We start from the raw sequence: 25,123 nt of genomic DNA on the forward strand, positions 1-25,123 counted from the left end.
TGACCCACCCTTTGGCTTGAGCCGTAAGGCTCAAGATGTGGATAAGGTTTTGTTTCTCTCCTTCTTCATGGGCGTTTGTTGGACTGCACTGCTATGCTTGAAGCGGTAGCTGTCATTGCCTGTTTCCATAATATGGCAGTGGTGGGTCAGGCGGTCCAGCAGGGCCGTGGTCATCTTGGCATCACCAAACACGCTGGCCCATTCGCTAAAGCTCAGGTTAGTGGTGATCACCACGCTGGTGCGTTCGTAAAGCGTCGAGAGCAGATGGAACAGTAGCGCACCACCAGATGAGCTGAAGGGCAGATAGCCAAGCTCATCGAGTATCACCAGATCCGTATGCACCAGCCTGTGGGCGAGCTGTCCGGCTTTGCCCTGTGCCTTCTCTTGCTCCAGGGCATTAACCAATTCCACGGTAGAGAAGAAGCGCACCCTTAGGCGGTGGTGCTCGATGGCCTGGATACCCAGCGCCGTAGCGATGTGGGTCTTGCCAGTACCAGGGCCACCGACAAGCACCACATTGTTAGCCTTCTCGATGAATTCACAGCGGTGAAGGCTGCGCACCAAGGCTTCATTGACTTCGCTGTGGGCAAAGTCAAAGCCCGCCAGATCTCTGTAGACCGGAAACTTGGCTGCCTTGAGCTGATAGGCAATAGAGCGCACTTCTCGCTCTGCGCTCTCGGCCTTGAGCAGTTGCGACAGTATGGGATGTGCTGCTTCAAATGCTGGTGAGCCTTGCTCGGCAAGTTCTGTCACGGCCTGGGCCATGCCAAACATCTTGAGCTGCCTGAGCATGATGATGATTGCTGCAATGGCTGGGTCATGACGCATGGCGCACCTGTCGGAGTTGGTCATAGCGCACGACGTTGGCTTGTGGCTCAACGATCAAAGCCAAGGCTTGGGGTGAATGGATGGGCTCAGGTTCCGGTGTTCCATCAATGAGGCGGTGCAAGACATTGATGATGTGGGTCTTACGAGGCACACCATCCTCCAATGCCAACTCGACAGCGGCTAGGACGGCTTGCTCATCGTGCTGCAACACCAAGGCAAGCACCTCCACCATCTCACGGTCGCCGCCAGGCTGCTTGAGCAGCAGGGCTTGCAGACGTTTGAACGCGTCTGGCAGCTCGCTAAACGGAGCACCGTTGCGCAATGCGCCGGGTTTGCGCTGCAATACGGCCAAGTAGTGACGCCAGTCATAGACCGTTCGCCCAGCGCCTTGGTGATTGCGCTCAATGATGCGCGGATGTTCACAGACGAACTGGCCTTCGGCTACGACGACCAGGCGGTCGGCATAAACCTGCAAGCTCACAGGCCGGTTGGCATAAGAGGCTGGCACGCTGTAGCGATTGCGTTCAAAGTGCACCAGACAGGTGGGCGAGACCCGTTTGGCATGCTCAACAAAGCCGTCAAACGGCCGAGGCATGGGCATCAAGGCTGAGCGCTCTTGCACCCAAACATCTGTGACAGAGCCAGGCAATTGGCCATGCGCAATCTCTTGCCATAACTGCTGACACCGTTGCTCTAGCCAATCATTGAGTGCACTGAGTGTCGGAAACGCTGGTACAGATTGCCAGATACGATGGCGAGCGTCCCGAACATTCTTCTCGACCTGTCCCTTCTCCCATCCCGAGGCCGGATTGCAAAACTGTGCCTCGAACAGGAAGTGGCTGGCCATGGCACTAAAACGGGCATTGACCTCTCTGAGCTTGCCACGACCGACACGATCGACGGCTGTGCGCATGTTGTCGTAGATACCTCGCCTAGGGATGCCTCCAAACACCGCAAAGGCACGGTTGTGGGCATCAAACAGCATCTCATGGGTTTGCAGCGGATAGGCCCGCAGATAGAAGGCTCGGCTGTGGCTGAGCTTGAAGTGAGCCACTTGCAGCTTAGTCCGTACACCCGCAATGACAGCCCAATCCTCGCTCCAATCAAACTGGAAGGCTTCTCCAGCGCTGAAGACCAGAGGCACAAAAACGCCTCGCCCTGATGTCTGCTCAGCCGCATGACACTGAGCCTTCCACACTCTGGCAAAGGCAGCAACTCGGTTGTAGGAGCCGGTATAGCCCAACGCCTGCAAGTCGAGAAACATCTGCTTGATCGTGCGCCGCTGCTTGCGAGAGCGGTTGGCTTCTGTGCGCAGCCAGCCCGAGAGTTTGCTGGCAAATGGGTCTAGCTTGGTGACGATGGTGCGCTGTGCAAGACGAGGCTGCACAACATCGGCACGCAAATACTTGCGGATGGTATTGCGAGAAAGCCCGGTTCTGCGGGCGATCTCTCGGATGGACAGGTGCTCACGCAGAGCCCAGCGTCGGATGACACTCAAAGTAGCCACGTCAATCACTCCTGGTCTCCTGCTGCACAAGAAAGCAGCAGGCTAGGGTTAATGCGTGGGTCAGATTGAGATGGAAAAACCGGGGGCTAGTGGGTCACTTCTGGGTGGAAATCAACATGCTGTGCGAGAGATGGTTGATCCGGCCTCTTTACGGGCGCGGCATCGACTATCCGCTGCTGCTGACTTTTGGACTCGCATACATGATGGTCGAAGGAGTGCGCATTATCTGGGGCAAGGCGGGCATCCCGTTCGACACGCCCGAGGCACTTCAGGGAGCCACCAACCTCGGATTTGCCGAGTTTCCCACCTATCGCCTGTTTGTGATCGGCGTTGTGGCGGCACTTCTGGCCGCACTGTGGTTGCTCATTGAGAAGACTTCCTTTGGCCTGATTGTCCGCGCCGGTGCCCGCGATCCGGTCATTGTTCGCGTGCTGGGCGTCGATGTCTCACGTGTTTGGCTGGTCGTCTTCGGTGTGGGAACGGGCATTGCAGCGCTTGCCGGCGTGCTCTCCGCTCCTCTGCAGGGGGTATCGCCTGAAATGGGCACTTCGGTGTTGACTGTGGCCTTTGTTGTCACCGTGGTGGGTGGTATGGGATCACTCATGGGAGCTGTAGTCGCAGGGCTGCTGGTGGGAGTCGTCGAGAGCATGGCCGTGCTCTTCTTTCCCGAGGCCGCCAAAGTGTCCATGTTTCTCATCATGGCCGGCGTGCTGCTGGTCCGGCCGCAAGGCTTGTTTGGTCGAGCCGGGCTGATGTCATGAAAGAACTCAATATGTCTATTTCCGCCCAACCTGCCAAGCCTGCCGACGGCTTCACGATGCCGTCTGTACTGAAAGCCCTGTCTGCGCACAGAGTCGCGACATCACTGATCTTTTTCTTGATTTTCCCGTGGCTGATGCCTTATCAGTCGGTGGCCATCAACATCCTGATCTTTGGCCTTTTCGCTGTCGGGTTCAACCTGCTGTTCGGCTATACCGGATTGCTCTCGTTTGGACATGCCGCATTTCTTGGAGTTGGTGCCTACACTGCAGGCATCCTGATTGCGCAGCACCAGATCTCCTGGTGGCTTGCGATTCCGGCGGCGGTTGTCATGAGCTGCGTTGTGGCTCTTGTCATGGGGCTGCTGGCGATTCGTACGCGTGGCATCTACTTCGCCATGGTGACGCTCGCACTATCGCAGTGCGTCTACTTTCTGGTCTACCAGTTGCCAGCATCAGGAGGCGAAAACGGACTGCGTGGCGTGAACGTGGCGGACATCAGCCTGTTCGGCCTGAAGGTGAATCTGCTCGATCCCACGCAAAAGTACTACTTCGTTCTCGGCTTTGTGGCGTTGGCGCTGTGGCTGCTTTCCCGGATTCTGGCGTCGCCATTTGGCGGTGTGATCGAAGCGATTCGAGAAAACGAAGCGCGTGCTCGCGCCTGTGGTTTCAACATTGAACGAACCAAGCTGCTGGCATTCGTCCTGTCCGCGGCGTTTTGCGGCCTGGCTGGCGCGCTCAACGCCATCCACCTCTCCAGCGTGCCTATCGAGACGCTTCATTACGCCACCTCCGGGATGGTTGTGATGCTGTGCTTGCTAGGAGGCATGGGCACCTACTTCGGCCCGTTCGTGGGCGCCGCCTTGTTTCTGCTGATTCAGGACCAAGCATCCGCCTGGACAGAGCATTGGCAACTGATTGTGGGCGCAGTGTTTGTGTTTTTTGTCCTCTTCTTCCCGAAGGGTGTCTGGGGAACATTTTTGGAAAGGGCTTCTCGTGAACGCTGAATCTATCATCGAGACCCGATCGGTCTGCAAGAACTTCGGCGGCTTCAAGGCGCTCACGGATGTGAGCGTGAAGATTCGCCCGGGTGTTCTGACATCCATCATCGGACCCAACGGCGCGGGCAAAAGCACCTATTTCAACCTGCTATCTGGAGCGTTCTCTCCCAGTTCCGGGCAGATCTTCTTCATGGGCCGGGACATCACCGCGCTCAAGCCGCACGAGTTCGCTCGCGTCGGTATCGCGAAGTCATTTCAGATTACCAATCTGTTTCCCCATTTCACTGCGCTGGAAAATGTGCGCATCGCCCTGCAGGCCCATGTTTCACGCTACGGGCTTTGGCGCCCGCGATGCGACCTGGAGGGGCTGTCCGAGCGCGCTCTGGATCTGCTTGGGGTCGTGGGGCTCAGAGACCGTGCAGCCCGGCCCGCGCGCGAGCTTGCCCACGGTCAACAGAGGGCGCTGGAGATTGCCGTGGCACTTGCCGCTGATCCAAAGATCCTGCTGATGGATGAACCAACGGCAGGCATGAGTCCAGAGGAAACCAAGGTCATGATGGACCTTATTCGCAAGCTCGTGGAGCAGCGAACGGTGGTGCTGGTCGAGCACAAAATGAAGATGGTGATGGGAATCAGCGAGCGGCTCATCGTGCTGCACCACGGGGAGCTGATTGCGGAGGGAACACCCGATGACATTCGCGCTAACGATCTGGTGAAGCGCGTCTATCTGGGTCATGGAAACCATTGAGGTACCTATGCTTGAAATAAAAAGTCTCAATGCCTGGTATGGAAGCAGCCATATCCTCCAGGGTGTAGATCTTTCTGTCAGCCAAGGTGAGCTGGTCTGCTTGATTGGCCGCAATGGCGCAGGAAAAACGACCACGGTGAAGAGCATCGCTGGCCTGATCCCGAAGGTCACAGGCTCTGTCAAGTTCAACGGCAAGGAGGTTCTGGGTACGCCTGCACATGCACGCTATTCCATGGGGCTGGCGTATGTGCCTGAAGAGCGGCGCATCGTGCCGGGGCTGACTGTGCGGGAGAACATCCGCTTGGGCCTGCTGGCTTCCCCCTTGCGCAAGAAAGAATCGGAGGTCATCGATGAGATCGCCGAGACTTTCCCTCGCTTGAAGGAGCGCCTCGATCAGAACGCAATCACGATGTCCGGAGGGGAGCAGCAGATGCTCGCAATCGCTCGCGCGGCGGCATCCCAGCCGAAGATGATTTTGCTGGACGAGCCTTCGGAGGGAATCATGCCGGTGCTGGTGGATGAAATGTTCGAGTATTTCACGTCCCTCAAGAAAGCAGGGGTGACCATCTTGCTGATTGAGCAGAACGTGAGCTTGGCGCTGAAGATCGCCGACCGCGCCTACATCCTGGATCAGGGCGAAGTGGTCTACTCGGGGACAGCTGCAGAGATGCTCGACGATGTGGCGATTCAGGAACGCTACTGCGCGGTATAGCGCTTAGGACGCGTTCGATCTCAAAGGTACAGGCGGCACAGCTGAGTTTCAACGATTCATGCTGTGCCCTCAGGGCTCAATGTGAATAGGCCGGTGGCAGAGCGGCCTTTGTGACGTTGCGAATATTGCAACGCGGGATTGCAAAAAATGGCCATTGTTGCCTCAGTAGTGGCCGCTTAGGATCTTGCGAATGGCTGGCAGAAACAGGTCGCGGCATGCACAAAGCCTGCGACGAAACCAGTGATGCCACAGCAGCAATGAATCGATCCTGAAGATTTCCACTTGGCCGGTTTGAAGCAAGACATCGCAATCTGCTGGCTCCGCTAACCCAAAGCAATCTTAAATCCTATGCAACGAACAACTGACCCGTCTCTCGGCAATGTCGCGCCTTCCGTTGGGCAATCGAAACTGTTCCAACCCCTGTCTCTGGGCCATCTTACGTTGGCAAACCGAATCCTGATTGCCCCGATGTGCCAGTACTCGGCGCAGGATGGAAACGCCAATGACTGGCATCTGATGCATTATGGAAGCCTGGCTGCATCAGGAGCAGGTCTGTTGGTGCTGGAGGCTACGGCGGTATCAGCCATCGGGCGCATCAGCGATGCTGATCTTGGACTTTATTCGGATGAAAACCAGTTGGCCCTGGGGCGGCTGCTGAGTTCTGTGCGTCGGTTCTCTTCCATGCCTGTGGCGATTCAGATTGCGCACGCTGGCCGCAAGGCTTCGAGTGATGTCCCGTGGCGCGGCGCAGCGCAGATTGCACCCGACGCGTTAAGGGGGTGGATGGCCGAAGCACCCTCGGCAATTCCGCATGCTCCCGGAGATGTCGCTCCTGCATCCATGTCCAAGGAGGACCTGGCCAGGGTTCGGGAGGAATTCGTGGCCACAGCCAAGAGGGCAGACGCTCTGGGTTTTGACGGCATCGAAATTCATATGGCTCATGGCTATTTGCTGCATGAGTTCCTTTCTCCACTGTCCAACGGCCGCGATGATGAGTACGGCGGTGCTCTGGAAAACCGTCTTCGGTTCCCACTGGAGGTATTCGCCGCTGTCCGCAAGGCCGTCAGTGCGGACAAGCCGGTATGGGTGCGGATATCCGCAACGGATTGGGCTGAAGGCGGATGGGACATTGAGGGGTCTGTGGAGCTCGTGAGTCGGCTCGGAGAACTCGGCTGCGCGGCTGCGCATGTGTCTTCTGGCGGACTTTCCACAGCCCAACAGATTCCGGTCCAGCCAGGCTATCAGGTCGGCTTTGCAGAAACTATCAAACAAGCCACCGGCATTCCTACGATTGCGGTTGGCTTGATCACTGAGCCCAACCAGGCAGAGCATATCGTTGCATCCGGCCAGGCCGATGCGGTTGCCATCGGTCGAGCTGCATTGTTCAATCCTCGCTGGCCTTGGCATGCAGCAGCAAGTCTGGGCGCCCAGGTCGATGCTCCAAAGCAATACTGGAGGAGCCAGCCGCGAGAGTATCGCGATCTGTTTCGCACAGAGGCATAGTGGCTGCGCTAGACAGGCAGGGCTGACGTCAATTTGACCCTTTGCATAGGTATATCGGTCTTGACGCTTTGTACACCTGCAATTCGTGTGAGATGTTTGCCCAGAAATTGCCTGTACTCTTCCAGGTCAGCCACGACCACACGCAACAAGAAGTCGCAGTCACCTGCCATCAAGTGGCACTCCACCACTTCAGGCAACTGCTGAATCGCCGCTGTGAAACGATCTACCGTCGTCGCATCTTGCCCTTTGAGCCATATGCGGGCAAACACTGAAAGTCCCTTTCCGATCTTGGTCGGATTGAGGACTGCCACGTAGCGCTCGATCACTCCCGCGTCTTCTAGCGCTCGCACCCTTCGCAGACAAGGGGAAGGGGACAAGCCTACGACTTTGGCCAAGTCGACATTTTGCAGGCGCCCATCATGCTGGAGTGCATGCAGGATTTTTCTGTCAATGGCATCAAATTCCATAAATTTCCGGTTTGCAGATATCAGCTGCCAATGATCACCGTGTTTGGCGCAATAACGCAACCAAATTTCAGGCCGTAATCCGCAAAATTCAGGGTTTAAATGATGCGAAATCCTCATGGAAGCCACACATCCGACCACAGTGAGTGACTGCGATCCTGCGCAGCGTGCGACAACGCGGGAGCTATGCCGCGGACTCTGGGCCTCGGTGCCCGTGCTGCTAGGCTTTATTCCCTTTGCCCTGGTGCTGGGTGCACAGGCCACCCAAAAAGGGATGAGCGCAGTCGCAGTTCCGGTGATGACAGGGCTGAACTTCGGCGGTGGCTCCGAGTTCACTGCCATTCGTCTGTGGAGCTCACCGCCTCACCTTTTGTTGATTGCTTCAATGTCCCTGTTAGTGAACAGTCGCCATCTGCTAATGGGTGCCGCCTTGGAGCCTTACCTGAGACATGTCCCTCAAGGCAGGGCCTTGGCCTCCCTGTTTTTCATGTGCGACGAAAGCTGGGCCATGGCTTTGGCCGACGCCAAGCGGCGAGCATCAATCAACCTCAGCATGGCCTACTTCATGGGGGTGTCCATCGGTCTGTATCTCACCTGGGTTGTTTTCACCGCCATGGGGGCAATGCTGGGTCCGCTGATCGGTGACCTGGAGCGCTACGGCTTCGACATGGCGTTCACAGCTGTGTTTCTGGTGTTGCTGCGCGGAATGTGGCGTGGCCGCGTGGCTTGCCGGCCTTGGTTTGTCAGCCTTGTCGTTGCGGCGCTTACCTACTGCTTGATGCCCACAGGCGCCTGGTATGTAGCCGCCGGTGCGCTGGCAGGCCTTTGCAGTGCTGCGCTCATGGCTCCAAAGGAGGGGAAATGATGCCAGATCTCGCCACTCTTGGCACCATAGCGCTGATGGCCTCGGGCACCTATCTGACGCGCATTCTGGGCTACCTGGCGCTACGCAATCGCACGCTGAGCCCACGAATGCGGCATGTGCTGGACAGTGTGCCTGGATGCGTGCTGATTTCGGTCATCGCTCCAGCTTTCGTTTCAGACCGGCCCGCCGATCTTTTCGGCCTGGCCATCACCATGCTTGCAGCCACGCGCCTGTCCATCCTCCCCACGGTAGTCATCGGAATTGTTGCGACCGGGTTGCTTCGTCACGTCTTTGGTGGGTGACGTTTTGGGAACTAAGACTACCTCCATTGCAGTAGACACTTCCTAGCTTCAAGCCCTTACGCGCTCTAATACTTAGAGCGGATAACACCACGGACCCACGAAGCGTGCATAGATAATCGCAGCGGCCAGTTTCAGCAACGCTTCGTGGATGTCCTGCCGCCTTTCAAAGCGAATGCGCAGCTTGACATAGCCCGCAAAGCATCCATGTGTTCACTCCACGACCCAGCGATGTTTGCCTAGCTTTCGCTGCTCTTGACTTCTCGCATGGCAATCCTGCTGGCGATACCGCGCTGCCTCAAGTAAGCACGGCAGCTCTTGTAGTCGTAGCCTTTATCCACGTGCAGCTTCGCCAGTCGTTTGCGTGCCCGCCCCAGTAGGCCTGCAACGGCTGGAATCGCATTCATGCACTTCTCGAACATCATGGAGTCGTGCCTGTTGGCGCCGCTGACCAGGATCACCATCGGGATGCCTCTGCCATCTACAACGAGGTGCCGTTTGGAGTCGAGCTTGTCTCTATCGGTGGGGTTGTGGCCCGTTTCTTGGCCCCCGGGGGCTTGGCACCGAGGAGCCATCCATACTGGCCCGGCTCCAATTAATCTGGTCATGTTCGCGCAGTCGCACCAGCATCGCCAGATGCAACTTCTGCCAGACGCCGTTGGCATTCCAATCACGTAAGCGCCGCCAGCAAGTCATACCGCTGCCGTAGCCCAGGGCCTGGGGGAGATCTTCCCAAGGAATGCCTGTTTACAGCACAAACAGGACGCCGTTGAGAGCTGCCTCATGGCTCACGGAGAGCTTGTGTGCGCCACCTTTGACCGAAGGTGTGAAGGCGGGGATTAGGGGCTGCAGCTTTCGCCACAGCTCTTTGCTAACGGGTTGCCTTGCTATGAGGACATGAAGCATAAATACTTCATGCCGGTCTTAAAGGAAAGTAGTGTTAGCGGCGCTAAGAATGCGGCCGAAGCTTGCAGGAAGAACGTACGCGGCTGCCCGACGTAAATGCCGTTGTTGTTGTCGTCGAATGACTGCCGACTCAGGTCCTGAAGGTCTTCATCGACAAGCATTGCGATGCCTTCGAGGTCGAGCCGCTCTGCAAGGTCTTGCAGGTCGCTGCGTCGGCATATCGAAGACATGTGGAGCTGCTGCGCGAGCCACATAAGTGCTGTGCCCGCGCTCATTGCGACGATATGCGGATGCCACAGATTGAACGTGTCTGGGTAAGCCAACAGCAGGTCTATGGCTGCGAATTCCGGTTGAATTGACCGCTTGTGCCAGTCGCGACTGACCAGCCTGCCGGTCGTGACCGACTGAGTTCGGCCAGGAGCAGACATCGAGGAGTGGCTGGTTTCGGGTAAGGTTTCGGGTAAGCTAAGTTACCCGTAGCGGCTACAGAAAAACGTCGCTGCGTGCAGCACAGCGCACCGCCACTGATTTCTATCGTTTGCCTCAAAAATCCGTCACACCCAAATGCGAAGACTTCTAGCAACAGACCTTGGCATCTGGCCAATGATTCAAAGTCAAGAGCTCGTCTCGGACATGATGGTGAATGGTCCAGTTTACTGGGCTCAGTTGGCCGACTATCTGCTCATGTACGACCAGATAGTCATCCCCACAGGTAACTTGCAAATTTTGTCTGTGCTGAGGTTTATGCTGGGTGACGATGTCCTATTAGAACTACTCGAGACGAGAACTATCGTTTTTGCAAGATTTGATGAGTGGTTCGGATACATCGGAAACGCAGGTGTGGTCTCCTTCAAGTTCATGGGTGGGCCAGAAAAAAAACACACGGCGCCGAATCTAGCAACGAGCCATTGCTTACCTCTCGATGAAGCAATTGAGGTGATGTTCATCACCACGAACCCGCTTTCAACGCGTGAAATACGACAGAAGTACAAGTCATTGCTCTTGACTCACACTGCACAGCTTGCCACCACACCAATCATGGAAGCTGCTCGCTTAGAGGCCTACCGCGACATTGAGAACAGTCCGTACTTGCAGCATATGCTTTCCATTCGTAATGGAGGTCGACCCCTCAATTACTTGAAAGGCAGCAAATCGAATACTGTTACCACATTCAACCCACATGTCCGCCGGGGTAACGACACTCCACCTGAGATATGGGCAATATTGAGTGTCATGTTCGAAAACCTCCTTCTAAGCATCGGAGGTAAGACAGAAGTTGGCGAACTCACCGGTGATACAGCAACGCTTTCCGTGCTGCAGGCAAAGGGACAAAGACTGGGCTATTCGCCTCATGGACGTGAATCCTTTGCTCAACTACAGCAGGTATCGGGTGTCCCGGATCTGGGGCTGGCTTTTGCAAGCAAACAGTTGAGCGCCCGGCAAATCATCGAGCTCCGCCAATCTAAGCATGCACAGTCCTTTCGAGATTGGCTCGCTGAAGGCAATCCGTCGTCAACTGCACAAGAAACTCTGCAACGTTACGTTGAGAGCGTTGGAAAGCCTAGTTTGGTGGAGTCATTGCCAGCAAAACTACTGCGCTTTGCAACGACTACTACCTGGGGGGCATTGGAACCCGTTTCTGGTGCAGTCGTTGCCGCCGCAGACTCGTTTCTCCTAAGCAAATGGTTCCCAGGAACTAGTCCTAGACTTTTCATGCGGCAAGCAAAAGTCGTGACGACCAACTCACCGGTGATTAGGCCTCCGCAACAGAAGGGACGCGACAGAAACGCCTTGTGCTCATGTGGAAGCGAAAAAAAGTACAAGCACTGCTGCGGCTAGCTAAACTGGGCCTCGGCATTTTGCAATCGACCTGGACCGCATTCGGCAGCTTTCAGTAAAACGATCGCACGCACAAACGACTGCAAAGGGGCGGTCAGCGACAGTCGCGGATCGGCCGGTAGCAGTCATTCCATCAGTGGTCGATGTCTACTCATAATAAGCTCCAATCTTGAAATTTTTAGATTTGCCAAAAAAAGTTTGCATGCGATTGCCCACTCTAAGAATTTCGGATAGATTCTTTTTTATAGGAACGACGAAAATTTTCCCGGTCGTCTAAATTTAGTTAGCCAAAATGAAAAGAGACCTAGACCTTGTGCGAAAAATCCTCATGTATTTTGAGGAAAAAGAAGATGACAAAATGGAGCGAGACATTGAGCTTGAAGGCTATGAGTCAAGCCTCATTAGTTACCATCTATTAATCATGGATGAGGCTGGGCTTCTTCGCTGTGAGCGTTCTTACTCAAAAGCTACGCCTGATAGAGTTATCAAGGTTTACCCTTTTTCACTCACCTGGAAAGGTCACGAATTCTTAAGCACTGCGAAAAATGATGGGCTTTGGAGTAAGGCGAAAACTATTTCGATGAAACAGGCTGGAATTCTTTCCTTTGAGCTACTCAAAGAGCTTTTGATTAGCTTGGCCAAGGATCAAGCTGGAATTACCAATGGCTAACAAGGCATTCAAGCCCATGGATATGCCAACCCAACAAACTCAGCAAGCGTTGATTTTCAGTGTGTTGGCCTTGGGTAGGTCTCACCCGAATGACTGCAACGGTTCGATCAGCGACAGCCGCAACCGGCCAGGAGCAGCCTCTGGAGAGAGACTTCTTCGGAGCCAACTAGATGTAAGCGCAGATTAGGATGTCATCTTTGACTCCAGTTCTCAACAAGCAATGTCACCCTCGAATCCGGCATCTCAATCACAAGCTGGCAGTTCCATGCTTGACACATCCGCAACCCCCTCTGGCATCCGTCAATGTGCATCGCTTCCGCCATATGAAAGCGATTTGGTTTGCGACTTTTTCCGCCAAATCGGCAGACTTGAAGTCGAGCTTCACTACAAAAATGAGGTCACAGAACTAAAAGAGGACCTTCTTAATAAAATATTTTCTACCGTCCTTTCCCAAGAACAAAGGAACATGGCTTATCAACAACTCAAAAAACTGATGAGCAGTCAAGAGACAAATAAACCTAAACCTTTAGCCGGATTGGTTGGCAATTCACAGAATCCTCTCGACCATCTCGTAGGAGATGTGCTTGGTCGCACTTCAATGGGACGTTATTTCATTATCGAATTCAAACGTCAGGCCATTGGTTTCCTTGAAGAGGTTGATCTCCAGATTGGAAAACCAGATCGTGCTGCGCTACTTTGTCACCTGCAATTTGATGACGACTGCCAAACGCTATCGTCAAAAGGGCACTTTGGTGCGCATTGGACGCCTATAGGGCTCCATTTGCAAAGCTACTTCACCCTAATCACCTCGGCCGAGGAGTCGTTTAGCGGCGTTCAGGATTTCTTCCGTAACGTCATCTGTGCAAGCGATTTTGGTTGGTCTGCAGACGAACTGCAGCAGTACATCGAATGCATGACTGCGCACGGGAGTCAGATAGAAACCGACAGTGGAAATCTGGTCTTCGGATACTTTACGCCAGAAGCAAAGTTCATTCTTATGACCGGCAGCGCAACTATCTTCGCCATGATCCAAGAAGCCTTCAGACGAGGCGATGCATATCGCAATCAAAAAAACGTCAGCAATCTGAGCACCACTGGAAAATCGTCTGCTAGACCTTAACCAAAGGACATGTAATTTTGTTCTTTAAAAATCAAAACAGTCATTTTTAAAATTCCGTAACGAGTGGCTGGTTTCGGTTAGCGAGTCAGGCTTGATGAGCGTCCCCTCTGGGTCGAGGCTGTGTGAAAACCCTCTCGTAGCCAACCCATGACCTGAATAAAGTCAATTCATCTCGGTTTCGGGAGATGGCATGCCTCGATTCATTGAAGGTCAAGCGCGGCAGCAAGTGACGCTGATGCCGGAATGTCTGGAGGACTTTATTGCTAAAGACAACCCGGTACGTGTTGTCGATGCCTTTGTCAGCGAACTCAATCTGCAGGCTTTGGGTTTTGACGGTGCAGAGCCTGCCTGTACGGGCAGACCTTCTTACCACCCAGCCGTGCTGCTCAAGATCTACATCTACGGCTATCTCAATCGGCTGCAATCGAGCAGACGGCTTGAACGTGAATGCCAGCGTAACGTTGAACTGATGTGGCTGACTGGGCGCTTGGCTCCTGACTTCAAAACGATTGCAGACTTCCGCCGTGACAACGGCTCAGGCATTCGCAATGTGTGCCGCCGATTCGTACTTCTCTGCCGTGATCTGAAACTGTTCAGCCAGGCGCTGGTGGCCATTGATGGCAGCAAATTCAAAGCCGTCAACACGCGTGACAAGAACTTCACCTTGGGCAAGATCGACAAGCGGCAGCAGCAGATCGAAGAAAGCATCCAACGTTATCTGACGGCTTTGGATACAGCGGACCGCACGCAGCCTGTGGAGCTCGAAGCCAAGACCACAAGGCTCCAAGACAAGATCGCCATGTTGCGCAAGCAAATGCGGGTGCTCGATGCAGTGAAGGAGCAACTCAAAGAGCAGCCCGAGAAGCAACTCTCGATGACAGATCCTGATGCACGGTCCATGGCAACCAGTGGTCGAGGCTCGGGCATGGTGGCCTATAACGTGCAGGTGGCGGTCGATGCCAAACATCACCTGATCGTCACTCATGAGGTCACCAACCAAGGGCATGACAGAGCTGCTCTGGCATCCATGGCTCAAGCAGCTCGCAAGGCAATGGGAAAACGCAAACTGCAAGCTATTGCAGATCGTGGCTATTACAGCGGTGAGCAAATCAAAGCGTGTGAAGATACAAGCATTGCAGCCATTCTTCCCAAGCCCAACACATCGGGTGCCCGAGCTCACGGGCGCTTTGACCGCTCAGACTTCATCTATATCCAAAGCGACGATGAATTCCAATGCCCTGCGGAACAGCGCGCGATCTATCGTTTTACGCGGGAAGAGAACGGCTTACAGATGCGTCGTTACTGGAGCAGTGCGTGTACGCAATGCACGATAAAAGCCCAATGCACACCGAGCGACTACCGCCGCATCAGCCGATGGGAGCACGAAGACGTGCTGGAGCGAGCACAACAGCGCTTGGACCAGATGCCCGACGCCATGATGGTGAGAAGAAGGACAGTCGAGCACGTGTTTGGCACCCTCAAGCATTGGATGGGGTACACGCACTTCCTGACCAGGCGACTGCGCAACGTCAGCACGGAGATGAGCTTGAATGTGCTGGCTTACAACCTCAAGCGAGTGCTTGGAATCCTCGGGTTCGACAAAACGATGGCGGCGATGCATCTGGTGGGCGGGTGAGCCCTTTTAAAACCGGGAAATTAGCGACCTCAAGGGCTCTGGAATGCAATGAGAAGGCTGAGGGCGCTCTTGGCGTCGAAGGCGCCTCAGTCGTGCTTGCCTGAAATCTGCCAGTTGGATTGTTCAGCCATTAATAGTTTTTTGCGTTTCCACACAGCCTCGGTCGATTGCTGCCGGCGGTCAGTACAAGCAGGCCGGTCACCTTGCATCGGAATGATGGTCAATTAGCACCAGCTCCCGTACTATGGCGTCGACAAGGTGTGGCGGCAACTGGCACGCGAAGTGGTTGTCGTGGCCCGTTGCACAGTCGAGCCGATGCGAACGGAATTCGTGCTCGATGCGCTGGAACAAGATCTATACGCGCGGCAGCCAGAGCGCGATAGCCTGGTTTGCCACTCCGACAGAGGCACGCAGTGCGTCAGCATCCGGGACACCGATCGGCTGGCCGAAGCTGGTATCGAGCCTTCTGGGGGCAGTAAAGGCGAAAGCTATGATAATGCCTTGACCGAGTCCATCAACGGGCTCTACAAGGCCGAGCTGATTCACCACCGAGCGCCATGGAAGACAAAGGAGGCCGTGGAGTTCGCGACGCTCAAATTTCAACTATGTTGATAGCGAAGACGAAAAAGACGGAAGTAGGCATATCGGATCGGTTGCTTGCGTACCCACCTCCAGTTCTGTGACACGGTCAACTGATCAGTATAAGCAGTGCGATTGATGTTAGGTGCACTGACTTATGTTGCCTTCTAACGATTCGTAGAACACTTCGAAGGAAGTTGCTATGAGGTTTGTTCTGGCCGACAAGAACCTTGTCGTTGGGGGGCGCTGTTATGAAGGTTTCCCTCTGCTCATCAACGATGATGGAGATGCCATGCAGCCTGCACAAACATGGCTTTGGGATTTGCTCGCTACAACAGGTCGCATTTCTAGTAAGAAGTCTTGGGAAAACTATGGCAGAGCTGTCTATGACTTTTTCGCCTTTGCATTGAGCAACGGCTATGACTGGAGGGCTCCTCCCGAGTTCGGGCTACCATGTGCCATTGTGGCTTGGCGCGACTGGTCGCGAGGCACACTGAAGCTTCAAGCCAGCACTATCAACCACCGGCTGCGGATTGTGGTGCGCTTCTATGAATGGACGATCAAAGAGAAGCTCATTGGGCAACTTCCTTTTGACTACGTCACCATCCAGACCCACCGGCCACCTAGCTTCCTAGAACATGTGAATGCCACTGGCGGGATCATGCGGACTCCTCAGGTCTTGTTGCAGGAGAAGCAGCAGAACATCCGCTTTCTTACCAAGGAACAAATCGTTGTTTGCCACGAAGCTCTGAGCAATGTCACACATCGTTTGATGTTCGAGATCATGGTTCGCACGGGTCTTCGGCAGATCGAGTGCCGCACTTTTCCTGATGCCGCTGGCTACGTGTTTGACCCTTCACGACGCAAAGACCTCCCACCTGGGCAAAAAATAAGTCTGCGTTTGGATCCGAAAGACATGGAGATCAAGAACAGCAAGCCGCGCAACATTGATATGCCCTTTGATCTGATGGAGAAACTCTGGGTGTATTCGGTGCGGCGCAGGCAGGGCCGTGCCAATGCCAATCGCAAGGGTGAAGAGCACTCACCTTTGTTCCTCACTGAGGCTGGCGTACCGTATCCGAAGGATGCTATCACCGCCATCATGCGTGCCTTGGCCAAGCGGGTCGGATTTCCCGTTACCGCCCACATGCTTCGCCATACCTACGCCACCTATTTGCTGTGGAGCCTGCGCAAGAGCAAAACGTTCGAGGGCGAGCCGCTACTTTACGTCCGTGATCGTTTGGGGCACAGCGATGTCTCCACCACCATGATTTACCTCCACCTCATCAATGCGCTGGAGGGACAGTTGGTATCGGCCCACGAGGATGAGGTTGACCGGTTGTTCATGCCTGAAGGGGAGGCAGTAGCATGAAAGTCAAGAAGACATTCGGTGCACCGGCGCCTATCAAGGTTGCCATTGCCGCGCCGGCTTCCGGCGATGCCGTCAATCTACTCATCACGCTCCCGGAGAACCCCTCGACTATCCGAACCATCAACCTCATTCCGTGGCTCGGGCGAGGCATTGATGCGTGGGTGTGGGCCTGTGCCAACCAGTTGCGTACTTTTTTGACAAGTGAGTCGGTTACGGCCTGCACCATAATTGCCTACTGGAACGCAGGCATGAGACATTTTTTCGAATTCTTGGTGTCGACGGGCACAGGAATCGAGCCGCAGAACCTTATGCCTTCGCACATTCGGCAGTACATCGACTGGATCAAGGACCGGGACCAAGCTTACAGCACCAAGAAATCCTACTATGGTCACGCGAAATCTGTACTCACGGCTCTGGTTCAATGCGGGATTGTGCGTGACCAGCAAGACCTTTTTCCACCTAATCCCTTCCCTGGCAGCAACAGCCGGATAAAAGGTGCAACGCCGCTATCGCCGACCGAGCGCCAGCGCCTTGCGCAGGCTCTGCGCGATGACATCGTGGCCATCCACAATGAACAGTTCAAGGGGGCTGGTCGCGATGCGATGGTGGTCTATCTGCTGGCGGTGGCTATTCGCACGGGAGCCAATCTTACGCCACTGTTGGAGGCTGCGCGCGACTGCCTGCGCCCGCATCCTTTCATGCCCAACATGATGCTGCTGGAGCTCTTCAAACGGCGCGGCAACGCCACCAAACTAGTGAATCTCCGTTACTCCCGTGTGCATGAAGGTTCGCAAGCGATTCCCATGGATGGCGTAGCTTTGATGCGTAAGGCCCTGCAGATGTCAGAGTCACTGCTTGGCGAAGCGAGGCCAGATTGTCGGGGGCGAGTGTGGCTATATCGGGCTAGTAAAAATTTTGGTGGAGCTGGCGAGGTCATGGCGTTGACGTCCACTGCTTTGGGAGCAAGCATCGCCAAGCTGATTGAGCGACACGACTTGCGCGATGACGATGGGAATCGTTTGGTACTGAACCTCTCGCGCCTGCGCAAGACTGTCGAACACCGCCTCTGGTCATTATCCGGTGGCGATCTGATTGCAACGGCTGCCCTGATGGGGCACACCCCCAAGGTGGCCGACACCCACTACCTTGCTTGCACCCGTCAAATGAGGGAGAACGCGACCTTTGTCGGCGAGGCATTACCGGATATCTATCGCTCCGGTGAACGAGTAGCAGAAGTCGTCCCTATCTTGCCAAGCAAGTCGCCCACGGGGCGCTGCAAGGACCCTTACTACGGCGATAAGGCTCCCAGGAATGGGGCGCCATGTGACGACTTCTTTGCTTGCTTCACGTGCACCAGCTATGCCATCGTTGGTTCTCAGGAGGACCTGCATCGTCTCTTTAGCTTCTATTGGTTTCTTGAGCGAGAGATGAGCAACACCCGTTCCAATGAGTGGCGCGAGGAGTTTCGCAACACCATGAGCCTGATCGACCGCTTCACAGCGGACAGGTTTGATGCCGGTTTGTTGACCAGCGCAAAGGAGCGCGCCCGTATGGAGCCGCTAAAGTTCTGGGCGGCCTACACTTTGAGCAGCCTGGAGGGACATGGCTAAGACCAAGATCACTCAAACGCAGTTAGCTGAACCGGTGAAGATTGCAGGCACAGGACAGGAGAGGGGGGCAAAAACGCGTTTGAGCAAAGCCTACGAGTTACTGGCCGACCAGCCAGCGAGTCTGGCGGGGCTCTCGGTGGAAGAGCGTAGCAACGTGGTAGTTAGCGCCGTGCTGGACGAGGCTGGCAACACTGTGGTGATTTCCCGTGTAGGGGATCCGGTGTGGGAAATGTGGCCGTACTTCAGCAGACCTAACGTCCCGAATTCTGTGAAGCGCCTGAACTGGTCGACCATTCCAGAGGCGTTCCGCGAGGCTTGCCAAAATGTGCTGTATCACTACTGGAAGGTGGGGCGACCGGGGGTGGGGCCGCCAGCGGAGACGACACTTCTTAAAACTCTGCATACTATGAGTGTGATCTGCCGTTTTGTTGCTTCGCTCGGGTTGCAGTCGCTCGCTGATGTGCAACCTCTGCACATTGCTAACTACGTTCACAGGCAGAAGAGCGCAGGGATGGTAGCTAGCACCATGGTAAATCAATTCGCTACGCTTGAGTTGCTGTATCACTTTCGCGATCAGCACAAGGCAGCCTTGCGGGTGCACCCTTGGCCGGAATCGAGTGCAGTTGAGGTCGCGGGGCGGGTTGGGCAGAATGGCGTGGATGCTCGTAAGGTTAGTTTGACACCGCTGATCCCGGTTGAAGTGGCACGGCGTTTATTCCTTTACGCCGAGGAGATCCTGGCTGGTGCAGAAGAGCAGCTTGACGAGCGTGATCGTGAAGAGCGTTCCGCGCTCAGCGCTCCTGGCCATACGACGATACGCGATGCCTGCTTTTACTTGCTCGGCGTGCTTACCGGCATGCGATCCTCAGAACTATCAAGCATAGAAGTCAGCGCAGGGCGTACCGAAGTCAAGAACGGCTTCGTCTTCCACTGGGTCACCGCTGTCGAGTACAAAACCAAGAAGGGGTGCGTGGAGTACCTGATGCCTGCGATGGGTCACCGCATCCTGCGCATTCTCGAGCGCTGGTCCCTGCCTTACCGCGCGCGGCTGGCTAAGCAGATTTCGATGATGGAGCGAAAGTCTCAGTCGCTCACGCCAAAGCAATTGCAATGGCTGATCACAGCCAGAAGCAATGTCAAGCGGCTCTTTCTGGGAAATTCAAGATATGGCCTTGTAGCTTTGTCTTCTGTCGGCTGGGAAATGGTTTGTGCGAGTTTTTCACGTGCTGCAGGCGTTGACTGGAAGCTCGCACCCCACCAGATGAGGCGGCTCTACGCATATACCTTCGTACGCCACCGCCTGGGAGACATTCTGTTCCTCAAGGAGCAGTTCAAACATTCCAGCATCGATATGACGCAACTCTATGGCTCAAACCCATTGCAGGACGTGGCACTGTACGACGACATTCTCAGCGAGTTGATAGCTTATAAGGCCGGCGTGGTGGCGCAGTGGTTGGAAAAAGATGAGCCACTGGCTGGAGGTGCTGCTCCCAGGCTTATGGAAATGCGGGCCCATGACTTTGACAACCGAAAGGAGCTCCTCATTGAAACGTCGCGGCGTGTCAATATGCGCTCCACAGGGCATTCGTGGTGCCTAGCACAGGACGAGGGTTGTGGTGGCTCGGGGATCTATGCCAAAGGAGCCTGCGGCGATTGCCGTAACGGCGTGATCGATCGTAGGTTTATACCAATCTGGCAGGAGGCCTATCGCCACCACAAGGAGTTGCGCATGGATGCCCAGGAACTGGGGCCTGGGGTGGTGATGCGGGTGGAGAGGGATCTGAACCAGGCGGCAAAAATCCTCAAAGACTTGGGAGTTGAGGTAGACGCAGAGGAAGGCGATGGCCAAATCACTCCCCGCTAGGTCGAAAGTTGCTGGCATCGCCAACGATGCACCCAGGAAACGGGATCGCGAGCGTACGCAGCAAGAACTGAGTCTGGCTCTGATTCGCGTGCAACAGAGCGGCAAGAAGGTCACCCTCAAGGCTGTGGCAGATGAAGCGAAAGTGTCCCCGCCGCTGATTCACAATCGCTACCCCGACTTCGCCGAGCAGGTTCGGACGGTTATGCGCAAGGCCGTGCGCCAGCAGCGTGACGAGAAGGCAGATCTCCTGATCCAGGAGAGGGCGAAAAGCCGCAAGCTGCGAGAGTTGGTTATCAGTCAGTTGGTGGAGATCATCAGGCTGGCATCAGTGAATGAAGCACTACGCGTAGAACTGGCTCTGGAGAGGGCTATCGGCGAAGGAAAGATCGTCAGAGGAACGTTTAAAAACAAGTCTGATATCTAAAGGCTGCATATTATTTACTTATAAAAATACATTTGTTTTCATGCACTTAGATGAATAGTAAATTTACAAGGAATCTTAAACGATGAGCATCTGGTCCATAGACGCCCAGACCGTCACCCATAGCATCCAGCTGGCCGTGGCGCCGGTTTTTTTCCTGACGGCCGTGGCCGGCATGATCGGCTCGGTGGCCGGACGGCTGGCACGCATCATCGACCGGGCGCGCAAGCTTGAAGAGATGCTGCGCACCACCGAAGACCATGAGCTGGTTGCACGCTACCTCAAGGAGCTGCACTTTCTGCGCGAGCGGGGGCGCCTGGCCAATGTGGCCATCGGTCTGCTGACCTTGTGCGGCATGTGCATAGGTCTGACCATCGTGCTGCTGTTCGTCGGCCAGGCCTACGGCGTCAGCGGCCATCGTTATGCGGTGATCAGCTTTTTGCTCGGTGTTTTCGCCTTTGTTTCCGCCTTGTGCTGCTTTCTCTGGGAGACGGCCATGGCAACCCGTATTCTGGACTTCCACATGCTCAGCCGCGCCAAGGCTGCCGTGCGCCATGTGGATGCGCAGACCAGGGATTGACTGCTTATTGATAGCTGCAGGCGCTGGCCTGAAGCCACATTCGGGTTGAGAATGTCTGAATCTATTCTCAGATATGCGCAACCTGCTATCAAAATAAAAAAGCAATCCTGCATCATTGGGCAGTCATGGGCTCCAGGCAGGCAGCTGCGGCCTGGATCACGCAGTCGGTCAGCCGCTGCAGGCTGGCCTGCGCGCTGCGCGTGTGGCACCAGTACATGGGGATGTCCAGGCTCTGGCCCGGTATCAGCTCCACCATGCGGCCCAGCTTCAGTTCCGACTCGATCATCTGTACCGGATGCATGCCCCAGCCCATGCCCAGCTCCAGAGCCCTGGAGTAGCCCTGGTTCGAGGGCAGAAAGTGGCGTGCAGCGTTGCGCCTGCCATCGACCCCCAGGCTCTGCAGCCACTGGTCCTGCAGGCTGTCCTTGCGTCCATAGCACATCATGGGTGCTTGGGCGATGGACTGGGGCGTCGCGTCCTGGGACAGATAGCGCTGCACGAAAGCCGGTGAGGCCACCGCCACATAGCGCATGCGTCCCAGCGGCCAGGTGTTGCAACCCGTGATGGCCGAACCGGTGGCCGTCACGGCCGCCATGACCTCGCCTTGCTTGAGGCGCTGCGCCGTGTGGTCCTGGTCGTCGATGCTGATGTCCAGCAACTCGTTGCTGCCTTCGGTAAAGGCCGCCATGGCATCCATGAACCAGGTGGAAAGCGAGTCGGCATTGACCGCCAGCTTCAGCGAGGGCAGGGCGGCCTGCCCTTCGGGGATCAGCTCGGGGTTCTTGCGACGCAAATCGTTTTCCAGCAGCGCGACCTGTTCCACATGCAGGCACAGGCGTCGCCCGGCCTCGGTGCCCGTGCAGGGCTGGCCACGCAGAACCAGTGCCTGGCCCACGCGCTCTTCCAGCTGTTTGATGCGCTGGGAAACGGCCGAGGGCGTGACATGCAGCTTGTGTGCCGCACGCTCGAAACTGCCCTCGCGCACCACAGCGGCTAGGGCTTCCAATCCCGCGTAGTCGAGCATTAGTATTTCTTAATTTGGTTGAGTAAATGTAATTTTACTTAACTGATGTCGCGCCGCACAATGCCGCCATGTTTGCGTCCGACCTCTCCTCTGCCTGGCTGGCAGGCTTCACTGTTTGCATCTCCCTCATCGTCTCCATCGGCGCACAAAATCTATATGTGCTGCGCCAGGCCGTGCAAGGCGAGCATGTGCGTGCCTGCGTAACCTGGTGCGTGATCAGCGATGCAGTCCTGGTGGCGATTGGCGTGGCAGGCATGTCGCAGATGCTGGAGCAGCGTCCGGGCCTGGCCTACTATCTGACATTGGGCGGGGCGGTATTTCTGCTGGCTTATGGCTTGTTTGCACTGCGCCGCATGTGGCTGGCGCCTGATGCTGCCCTGAATGCGGACGAGCGTGCAGACAAGCGCAGCCTGGCACCGCGCAGCCTGATGAGTGTGATGGCGGCCCTGGCCGCGATCACCTTGCTCAATCCCCATGTCTATCTGGATACCGTGCTGCTGATGGGCTCCATCGGCGCGCAGCAGCAGGGCGTGAGTCGCTGGACCTATGTGATGGGCGCGGCCAGCGCCAGCCTCAGCTGGTTTGTGCTGCTGGCATTTGCAGGCCAGCGCATGAAAGGCATTTTTGCCAATCCCAAGGCCTGGCGTGTGATGGACGGCATCACGGGCGTGATGATGCTGGCGCTGGCCTGGTGGGTGGCCAGCGGTGTGATGCAAATGGATTGAGCGAGCCTCAGCCTGCGCCGGGCGGGCTGATTTCTTCCAGCACTTCCAGGGCCTCGATCAGATTCCAGCTATTGCACTCGATGCGGTACAGCGATGTGGCTCCGGTCTTTGTGCTCTGGCCTTCGACGATCACCACAGTCTTGCCTTGCAGGCGGGCCTTGCTCAGCGGGCGAATCTTGTCGTAGTTGTACTGTTCTGCCCGGTCACCTCGAAACGAGATGCTGACCTGGCTCAGCCGCGGGAAGTAATCCTTGGCGTATTTTTCCAGTGTGCGCTCGGCGATGAGCATGGCCATTTCGGGCGTGGCAGCAACAGTCATTGGCAACTCCGTGAGTCAATTGTGACGGTATTGTTGCATTTTGTTTCATTCGGGGCCAGCCCTGTCAGTCCTGTGCCTTTGCGTGAACCGGAATCTGCAGCCCGGTCTTGATGCGCTCCAGTGCAATCGACGAGCTGTAGCGGCGGATATTGTCATCGCCCTCGAACAGGCCTCGACAGATGGCCTGGTACTCATCCATATCGGCAGCCGTGACGATAAGAATGTAGTCCGTCTCTCCCGTCACATACAGGCATTGCTGCACGGCTGCCTCGGCCGCGATACGGGCACGGAACTCGCGGGACAGGTCCGGCCTGTCATTGAACAGATGCACATTGATCACGGCGGTCAGCGCGCGGCCCGCGCGCACGGGATCCAGCACTGCCACATTGGCGGCGATCACACCGGTTTCCTGCAGCCGCTTGATGCGGCGCTGTACGGCGGGAGCGGAGAGATTGACCTGCTCGGCAATCAGGCGCTGAGGCATGAGGTTGTCACGCTGCAGCAGTGCAAGAATGGCGCGGTCAAAGGCGTCGAGGTCGGCGGCGGGCATGGTTTGGGTGGCGAAGAGAGTGAAACTTGCAGATTCCTGCTTGAAAAAGAGTGAATTCCGCGGGTGTCATGCAATATCTTAGGCGCCTATGTCAAAGAATAGTTGGAATCATTGGTGGCCGGTACTGGCCGTGTTGGGATCGGTCACATCCCTGGGGGTGGGGACTTCGCTGGCCAAACAGCTGTTTCCTTTGATCGGGGCGCAGGGGACATCGGCCCTGCGCGTGGGTTTTGCCGCGCTGATTCTGGTGTGTGTCTGGCGGCCCTGGCGCTGGTCCTTGAATCGGCAGCAGGCACTGTCGCTGCTGGTCTTCGGCGGCGCACTGGGCGGCATGAATCTGATGTTCTACATGGCGCTGCGCGATATCCCGTTCGGCCTTGCCGTGGCCATCGAATTTTCGGGACCGCTGGCCGTGGCGATCTATTACTCGCGCCGCGCGGTGGATTTTGTCTGGCTGGCGCTGGCCGTGCTGGGGCTGGCCATGATCTTGCCGCTGGGGGGCGGCAGCTCGGCCATGCATCTGTCACCGGTGGGCATAGGCTGTGCGATCGGTGCAGCCGTCTGCTGGGCCTCGTACATCGTGCTGGGCCGCAGACTCAGCCATATCCCCAGCGGACAGGCCGTGTCGTTGGGGCTGCTGTGCGCAGCCCTGGTGGTGGTGCCCTTTGGCGTGGCAGAAGCGGGTGCCAAGTTGCTGACGCCATCCGTCCTGCTGTTCGGACTCATGGTCGCGGCTATATCGAGTGCCTTGCCTTATTCGCTGGAAATGCTGGCGCTGCGCCGCCTGCCGCCGGCGACCTTCGGCATTGCGCTGGCGACCGAGCCCGCGATCGCGGCCTTGATGGGCATGCTGCTGTTGAGCGAGCATTTGACGCTGACGCAATGGACGGCCATTGCCTGCATCATGGCGGCGGCCATGGGCAGTGCGATGACCCGCCCGGGAGCCAAGGCAGATGCTCCCGATGGTTCTGCTGCGGCACCGAGCTGAAGCAGCTGCTATCGAAACCGAGGCTGCTGGCGCTGGTCTGCTCTGGGTTTCCATATTTTTTCATAGTGAAAAACCCTCGGAATGTGCGTTGAAAGCTCTTGTTTCAGGAGTCCGAGCGGCAAAGGTACTGTCCGATTCAGCGCCTTTTTGATGTCTCCTCAGGGCCTGCGCAAGAGCATTTTGGCAGCAAGTATTTGCTCATCCGCATCTGCACGCCAGCAGATGAATGGACGCA

At 56.1% G+C, this 25,123-nt stretch carries 24 protein-coding genes, 3 pseudogenes and 1 other annotated feature; of the genes and pseudogenes, 20 read left to right on the top strand and 7 right to left on the bottom strand.

The genetic code is table 11. The annotated features are described in order from the left end of the window. Positions 1-30: 30 nt before the first annotated feature. Both istB and istA read right to left on the bottom strand, forming a co-directional pair. Complete coding sequence (gene istB, locus QMY55_RS10095) at positions 31-828, bottom strand: IS21-like element helper ATPase IstB (protein WP_283484906.1); 798 nt, start codon at positions 826-828, stop codon at positions 31-33. After that, positions 818-2,344: an IS21 family transposase gene (gene istA, locus QMY55_RS10100; protein ID WP_283484907.1), complete on the bottom strand. Its 1,527-nt coding sequence runs from the start codon at positions 2,342-2,344 to the stop codon at positions 818-820. Before istA ends, istB begins: the two co-directional genes overlap by 11 nt. A gap of 107 nt (positions 2,345-2,451) precedes the next feature. Here istA and QMY55_RS10105 point away from each other — a divergent pair, with 107 nt between their 5' ends. The 5 genes from QMY55_RS10105 to QMY55_RS10125 all read left to right on the top strand — a co-directional run bounded on the left by QMY55_RS10105 (position 2,452) and on the right by QMY55_RS10125 (position 7,057). Next, positions 2,452-3,096, top strand: a complete 645-nt coding sequence (locus tag QMY55_RS10105; RefSeq protein WP_283488464.1) for a branched-chain amino acid ABC transporter permease — start codon at positions 2,452-2,454, stop codon at positions 3,094-3,096. After that, on the top strand, positions 3,093-4,100 hold the full coding sequence (locus tag QMY55_RS10110) for a branched-chain amino acid ABC transporter permease (RefSeq protein ID WP_283488465.1): 1,008 nt from the start codon (positions 3,093-3,095) through the stop codon (positions 4,098-4,100). The genes QMY55_RS10105 and QMY55_RS10110 overlap by 4 nt, the downstream gene beginning before the upstream one ends. Continuing rightward, positions 4,090-4,842 carry an ABC transporter ATP-binding protein gene (locus QMY55_RS10115; RefSeq protein WP_283488466.1) on the top strand — a complete coding sequence of 251 codons (753 nt, stop codon included), beginning with the start codon at positions 4,090-4,092 and terminating at the stop codon, positions 4,840-4,842. Before QMY55_RS10110 ends, QMY55_RS10115 begins: the two co-directional genes overlap by 11 nt. After that, complete coding sequence (locus QMY55_RS10120; protein ID WP_240154403.1) at positions 4,829-5,554, top strand: ABC transporter ATP-binding protein; 726 nt, start codon at positions 4,829-4,831, stop codon at positions 5,552-5,554. Before QMY55_RS10115 ends, QMY55_RS10120 begins: the two co-directional genes overlap by 14 nt. Before the next feature lie 348 nt (positions 5,555-5,902). Next, entirely contained in the window at positions 5,903-7,057 is a 1,155-nt protein-coding gene (locus tag QMY55_RS10125; protein WP_283488467.1) for an NADH:flavin oxidoreductase/NADH oxidase, read from the top strand. An 8-nt stretch (positions 7,058-7,065) separates the two neighbouring features. Here QMY55_RS10125 and QMY55_RS10130 read toward each other — a convergent pair whose 3' ends face one another. Continuing rightward, a complete protein-coding gene (locus QMY55_RS10130) occupies positions 7,066-7,524 on the bottom strand; it encodes an Lrp/AsnC family transcriptional regulator (RefSeq protein ID WP_167010067.1) in 459 nt (152 codons plus the stop codon). Positions 7,525-7,639: 115 nt separating this feature from the next. Between QMY55_RS10130 and QMY55_RS10135 the strand changes: the two genes are divergently transcribed. After that, the gene (locus tag QMY55_RS10135) at positions 7,640-8,386 is read left to right on the top strand and encodes an AzlC family ABC transporter permease (protein WP_283488468.1); all 747 of its coding nucleotides are present in this window, start codon (positions 7,640-7,642) and stop codon (positions 8,384-8,386) included. Continuing rightward, positions 8,386-8,688: an AzlD family protein gene (locus QMY55_RS10140; RefSeq protein ID WP_283488925.1), complete on the top strand. Its 303-nt coding sequence runs from the start codon at positions 8,386-8,388 to the stop codon at positions 8,686-8,688. Before QMY55_RS10135 ends, QMY55_RS10140 begins: the two co-directional genes overlap by 1 nt. A gap of 72 nt (positions 8,689-8,760) precedes the next feature. Here the strand turns inward: QMY55_RS10140 and QMY55_RS10145 are convergent. Further along, positions 8,761-9,576 (bottom strand): annotated as a pseudogene (locus QMY55_RS10145) (IS5 family transposase). A 112-nt stretch (positions 9,577-9,688) separates the two neighbouring features. Continuing rightward, positions 9,689-9,803: a sequence feature (AL1L pseudoknot), on the top strand. On the opposite strand from QMY55_RS10145, the pseudogene QMY55_RS10150 reads away from it, so the two are divergent. The 11 genes and pseudogenes from QMY55_RS10150 to QMY55_RS10200 form a co-directional block, all read left to right on the top strand. Beyond that, positions 9,717-9,935 (top strand): annotated as a pseudogene (locus tag QMY55_RS10150) (IS3 family transposase); the annotation flags it as partial. Its footprint overlaps the feature before it by 87 nt. Positions 9,936-10,194: 259 nt before the next feature. Beyond that, the gene (locus tag QMY55_RS10155) at positions 10,195-11,430 is read left to right on the top strand and encodes an SEC-C domain-containing protein (RefSeq protein WP_283488469.1); all 1,236 of its coding nucleotides are present in this window, start codon (positions 10,195-10,197) and stop codon (positions 11,428-11,430) included. A 292-nt stretch (positions 11,431-11,722) separates the two neighbouring features. Beyond that, positions 11,723-12,100, top strand: coding sequence for a DUF2513 domain-containing protein (locus tag QMY55_RS10160; protein WP_283488470.1), 378 nt, complete (start codon positions 11,723-11,725; stop codon positions 12,098-12,100). A gap of 265 nt (positions 12,101-12,365) precedes the next feature. Continuing rightward, positions 12,366-13,220 (top strand): hypothetical protein, encoded by an 855-nt coding sequence (locus QMY55_RS10165; RefSeq protein ID WP_283488471.1) that lies wholly within the window; start codon positions 12,366-12,368, stop codon positions 13,218-13,220. Positions 13,221-13,410: 190 nt separating this feature from the next. After that, a complete protein-coding gene (locus tag QMY55_RS10170) occupies positions 13,411-14,856 on the top strand; it encodes an IS1182 family transposase (protein ID WP_283485406.1) in 1,446 nt (481 codons plus the stop codon). A gap of 243 nt (positions 14,857-15,099) precedes the next feature. Then, a pseudogene (locus QMY55_RS10175) lies at positions 15,100-15,468 on the top strand (IS3 family transposase); the annotation flags it as partial. 169 nt (positions 15,469-15,637) lie between these two features. Next, positions 15,638-16,807 carry a tyrosine-type recombinase/integrase gene (locus QMY55_RS10180; RefSeq protein ID WP_283488472.1) on the top strand — a complete coding sequence of 390 codons (1,170 nt, stop codon included), beginning with the start codon at positions 15,638-15,640 and terminating at the stop codon, positions 16,805-16,807. Continuing rightward, positions 16,804-18,417, top strand: a complete 1,614-nt coding sequence (locus tag QMY55_RS10185; RefSeq protein ID WP_283488473.1) for a hypothetical protein — start codon at positions 16,804-16,806, stop codon at positions 18,415-18,417. The genes QMY55_RS10180 and QMY55_RS10185 overlap by 4 nt, the downstream gene beginning before the upstream one ends. Next, a complete protein-coding gene (locus QMY55_RS10190; protein ID WP_283488474.1) occupies positions 18,410-20,281 on the top strand; it encodes a tyrosine-type recombinase/integrase in 1,872 nt (623 codons plus the stop codon). The genes QMY55_RS10185 and QMY55_RS10190 overlap by 8 nt, the downstream gene beginning before the upstream one ends. Continuing rightward, on the top strand, positions 20,259-20,705 hold the full coding sequence (locus tag QMY55_RS10195) for a TetR family transcriptional regulator (protein ID WP_283488475.1): 447 nt from the start codon (positions 20,259-20,261) through the stop codon (positions 20,703-20,705). Before QMY55_RS10190 ends, QMY55_RS10195 begins: the two co-directional genes overlap by 23 nt. A gap of 82 nt (positions 20,706-20,787) precedes the next feature. Further along, entirely contained in the window at positions 20,788-21,282 is a 495-nt protein-coding gene (locus tag QMY55_RS10200; RefSeq protein ID WP_283488476.1) for a DUF2721 domain-containing protein, read from the top strand. Between the two features lie 112 nt (positions 21,283-21,394). Here the strand turns inward: QMY55_RS10200 and QMY55_RS10205 are convergent, their stop codons facing one another. After that, positions 21,395-22,306, bottom strand: coding sequence for an HTH-type transcriptional regulator ArgP (locus tag QMY55_RS10205; RefSeq protein ID WP_283488477.1), 912 nt, complete (start codon positions 22,304-22,306; stop codon positions 21,395-21,397). Between the two features lie 68 nt (positions 22,307-22,374). Between QMY55_RS10205 and QMY55_RS10210 the strand changes: the two genes are divergently transcribed. Next, entirely contained in the window at positions 22,375-23,031 is a 657-nt protein-coding gene (locus QMY55_RS10210; protein WP_283488478.1) for a LysE/ArgO family amino acid transporter, read from the top strand. A gap of 7 nt (positions 23,032-23,038) precedes the next feature. Here QMY55_RS10210 and QMY55_RS10215 read toward each other — a convergent pair whose 3' ends face one another. Both QMY55_RS10215 and QMY55_RS10220 read right to left on the bottom strand, forming a co-directional pair. Continuing rightward, positions 23,039-23,350, bottom strand: a complete 312-nt coding sequence (locus QMY55_RS10215; protein WP_283488479.1) for a hypothetical protein — start codon at positions 23,348-23,350, stop codon at positions 23,039-23,041. Positions 23,351-23,414: 64 nt separating this feature from the next. Continuing rightward, a complete protein-coding gene (locus tag QMY55_RS10220; RefSeq protein WP_283488480.1) occupies positions 23,415-23,900 on the bottom strand; it encodes an Lrp/AsnC family transcriptional regulator in 486 nt (161 codons plus the stop codon). Between the two features lie 88 nt (positions 23,901-23,988). Here QMY55_RS10220 and QMY55_RS10225 point away from each other — a divergent pair, with 88 nt between their 5' ends. Then, entirely contained in the window at positions 23,989-24,888 is a 900-nt protein-coding gene (locus QMY55_RS10225) for an EamA family transporter (protein ID WP_283488481.1), read from the top strand. Positions 24,889-25,123: the final 235 nt, after the last annotated feature.

It is taken from the genome of Comamonas resistens, from assembly GCF_030064165.1.
Lineage (GTDB): Bacteria > Pseudomonadota > Gammaproteobacteria > Burkholderiales > Burkholderiaceae_C > Comamonas > Comamonas resistens.